The organism is Streptomyces milbemycinicus, assembly GCF_002154605.1.
In the GTDB taxonomy this organism is placed as follows: domain Bacteria; phylum Actinomycetota; class Actinomycetes; order Streptomycetales; family Streptomycetaceae; genus Streptomyces; species Streptomyces milbemycinicus.
Window position 1 is genome coordinate 1 of sequence record NZ_MUNE01000866.1, and the last position, 3,537, is coordinate 3,537.

3 protein-coding genes are annotated in these 3,537 nt (G+C 73.0%); all 3 read left to right on the top strand.

The annotated features are described in order from the left end of the window. Positions 1-205 precede the first annotated feature (205 nt). From CCN51_RS47870 to CCN51_RS47880, 3 genes are read left to right on the top strand one after another with little or no spacing between them, the layout of a single operon-like run. On the top strand, positions 206-1,471 hold the full coding sequence (locus CCN51_RS47870; protein WP_107426285.1) for a TfuA-like protein: 1,266 nt from the start codon (positions 206-208) through the stop codon (positions 1,469-1,471). Further along, positions 1,461-2,606 (top strand): YcaO-like family protein, encoded by a 1,146-nt coding sequence (locus tag CCN51_RS47875; RefSeq protein WP_245881832.1) that lies wholly within the window; start codon positions 1,461-1,463, stop codon positions 2,604-2,606. Before CCN51_RS47870 ends, CCN51_RS47875 begins: the two co-directional genes overlap by 11 nt. Continuing rightward, on the top strand, positions 2,603-3,460 hold the full coding sequence (locus CCN51_RS47880; protein ID WP_086861030.1) for a class I SAM-dependent methyltransferase: 858 nt from the start codon (positions 2,603-2,605) through the stop codon (positions 3,458-3,460). Before CCN51_RS47875 ends, CCN51_RS47880 begins: the two co-directional genes overlap by 4 nt. Positions 3,461-3,537 lie beyond the last annotated feature (77 nt).

The window sequence follows — 3,537 nt, forward strand, 5'->3', positions numbered from 1 at the left end:
CCTCGGGCTTCTCCTTCGCCGCCGTCAAAACCTCGGCGTCGGCGAAGGAGAAGCCCGAGGAGATCACCGGGACCGTGGTGGTTGCTGTGGACGTCGAGGACGAGGAGTAGTCCCGTCCGGCGTGTCCTGATGGGGGTGTCCCTTCTCGTCTGCCCCGTAGGGGCCCGGGGAGGGGCACTCCTCCCGCTTCCGTTTGGAGGTCGCAGTGATTCACGTGTTCGTCGGGCCGACGCTGCCGCGGTCCGAGCCGTTACTGGCCGCGCCGGGCGTGCGGGTGTGGCCGCCGGTGCGGCATGGGGATCTGTTCGACGCCGCGATCCGCAGTGGCGACACAGCAGTGATCATCGACGGGGTGTATCACCAGGCGCCGGCACTGCGCCACAAGGAGATCCTGGCCGCGATGGGCCGCGGGGTTGAGGTCATCGGGGCGGCGAGCATTGGCGCGCTGCGGGCGGCCGAGCTCGCGCCGTTCGGGATGTGCGGCGTCGGCAGCGTCTACACCGCCTACGTCCGCGGAGAGATCGACGGCGACGACGAGGTGGCCGTCGGGCAGGCCCCGGACGGAGATTTGCACCCGCTGACCTGGCCAGTGGTCAACCTCCGGCAGGTCCTTCAGCTGGCCGTCTGTGCTGGGGTACTCCACAGCGAGCGGGCCACGGGGCTGCTGGAGGAGCTGCGCGCGGTCTACTACCCGCAGCGCACCACGGCCGCGGTGCGGGCCGTCTGCCGCCGCCAGGGCGAGACGCAGTTCGCCCGGTGGCTGGCCGAGCAGCTGGAGGAGGACCGGCACTTCGGCGACATCAAGCGCGCCGACGCCCTCGCCGCCATACGCGCCGCGCTGAATGGTAGGGCGCCGCAGGCCAACGCCTGCCCGTCGCCTCCGACGTGGCAGACAACGTACTTCCGGCGCTGGTCCAACACCTTCGCCCGCGACAGCGTGGACGGGCTGGAGCTGTCCACCGAAGACCGCCTCGTGTACCAGCAGGTGTTCGACCCCGAGTTCCGCAGGGCATGGACGGCCTACCTCGAACACCGCTCCCTCCACCCCGCCGACGGCGGGCCGGGCCTGCCGCTTGAGGGACGGCTGGCCCAGGTCACCAGCGGCGACCTACCCGCCGACCGCGTGTTCCACCCGGCGGTCGACCTGCGGGACGAGCAGGCCGTGGCCCTACTGCTGGCACACGAGACGGAGCAGGACCGCCAGGCAGTGACCCGGTACGCCTCCGCCCTCGCACAGGCCCGCCGCAGCCGGCCCGGGTTCCAGGTCGCGGCGGTGCGCGACGACCTCACCCGCCAGCTCCTTGAGCGGATATGGCAGTGCCCTGAACACCACTTCGACGCCGAGGCGTCCGCGCGCGGACTGGTCTGCGGAGCGCGCGCCGTCGAGATGGCCAAGCGGCTCGTACCCGGGCTCCTGGAGGAAATGAACGAGACGACCGAGCGGAAGGAGGCGGCCTGCGGTGGACATTGAAGACCTGGTGAGGCTGCCGGGCACGGTGCGCGCCCGGACCCCCGATCAGACGTGGGAGGCGGTGGCCGGGCGCCTGCCGGAGTTCGGCATCACCCGGGTCGCGGACCTGACCGGCCTGGACTGCATCGGGCTTCCGGTCTGGACCGCGATCCGGCCCGCCTCGCAGACCCTGAGCACATCCCAGGGCAAGGGCGCCACCGCCATGCTGGCGAAGCTGTCGGCGGTCATGGAAGCGATCGAACTGTGGCACGTCGAGCAGCCGCTGACCGTCGCAGCCCACGGCCCGGCCGCCGAGGTCGCCCCAAACTGCCCCGTGGTCGCGCTGCCGCTGACCGTCCCCCACCCCGAGCACGCCCTAGCCCGCATGGTGTGGGAGTGGACGCCCGCAACCGGCCTGATCAGCGGAGAGAAGGCGCTGCTGCCGGTCGACGTAGTCCGCCGCCGCGCGCAGCGGCCGGAGTGGAGCCCAGACCTGCTGCGCGCGACCAGCACCGGCCTGGCGTGCGGCAACACCCGCGACGAGGCGCTGCTGCACGCCCTGTTCGAGGTGGTGGAGCGGGACGTGCTCTACCGGGACGGACAGGCAGGCGGGCGGCGGCGCACCCTCGTCGCGCCCGCCACGCTCGACGACCCCCACGGCCGCGAAGCGGTCGGCCGGCTGGTGGCCGCGGGCATGGCGCTGGAAATCGCGCTGGTGGACGGCCCGTACGGGCTGCCGGTGTGCGTCGCCTACCTGTGGTCGGAGGACTACCCGGTCGTCTTCGCTGGCGGCGGCTGCCACAGCGACCCGGCCATCGCGCTGACCCGGGCGCTGACCGAGGCCGCCCAGTCCCGGCTGACCGCCATCGCCGGAACCCGCGACGATCTGCCCAGCGACCCCGGCAGCTTCGACACCCCGCCCTTCCACCCGGCCAATACCACGGGGCTCACGCCGTGGCCGGAGGCCACCGGCCACTTCACCCAGGCGGTCGGCGGCTTCGCCGAACAGGCCAGGGACGTGGCGCAGCGAGTCAAGCACGTCACCAGGTACGAGCCGATGGCCCTGGACCTGTCCGCCCCGGACGCCCCCGTCCACGCCGTGCAGGTCGTGTGCCCAGGTACCCGTTCGAGGATCAGGAGGTCAATGCCCCGATGAACGCCACCACCACGGCGGAGGCTCCTGCCGAGCAGCGCTCGGCCCAGTACGACGCCTTCCACGCCGCCCGCGCCCGTACCGACCTGGTCGCCCGCCTGTACGGCGCGGCGATGGGTGAGGACTACCCCGTCGAGGTCGCCGCCTCCAGCTCCTGTGACTGGCCCCTGCTGGGGCTGATGATCGCGCGGCTGCGGATGCGGCCCGGCCAGCTTCTGGTGGATGCGGGCAGCGGCACCGGCGGCATCGGCCTGTGGCTGGCCCGCGCCCTCTCCTTGCGTCTGGAGGGCTTCGACCTCTCCTCGGTCGCCGTCGCCCAGGCGGCCGACCGCCGTCCCCGTTTCGGCCTGTCCGCCGAGCGGGCCGCCTTCCGCGTCGCTGAGCTGGAGGACACCGGCCTGCCCGACGCCAGTGCCCACGGGATCGTGTGCGTGGACGCCCTTGGCGGTGCAGCCGACCGGGGCGCGGCGCTGCGTGAACTCGGCCGCGTCCTGGCCCCGGGGGGTCGGCTGGTGATGACCCGGGCCTCGCGGCGGGGCGCCGCCCCCGCCTGGATGGAGCAGGCCCGCGCCGCTGGCCTCACCGTCGAGCGCGTGGACGAGCGGCCCGCCGAGCCCACGATGTGGGAGAGGCTCTATCGGCTGTGGATCGCCCACGCCGACGAGCTACGCAGCGAACTGGGCCACGCCCAGGCGCAGAACATGCTGCGCGAGGCGCACCAGGTGCTGCCCACGCTGCCTGGTCGCCGCGCTGTTGTGCTGACCCTGCGACGCACCGCGAATGCCCCGGCCGTGCCCGGTGCGGCCGATACGATGACCGGGCCCGGCCGCCACCCTGACGAGAGGACCCCGCAGTGACCCAGCGCCATTCGGCACGTGCTGCGGTGTTCTCGGCCGGGTCCTGGGGCACCGCCGTGGCCAAGATCCTGGCCGAC

Bases quoted from the DNA above. Each gene is read 5' to 3' on its own strand.
- CCN51_RS47880 (WP_086861030.1), top strand. From the start codon at position 2,603: ATGAACGCCACCACCACGGCGGAGGCTCCTGCCGAGCAGCGCTCGGCC.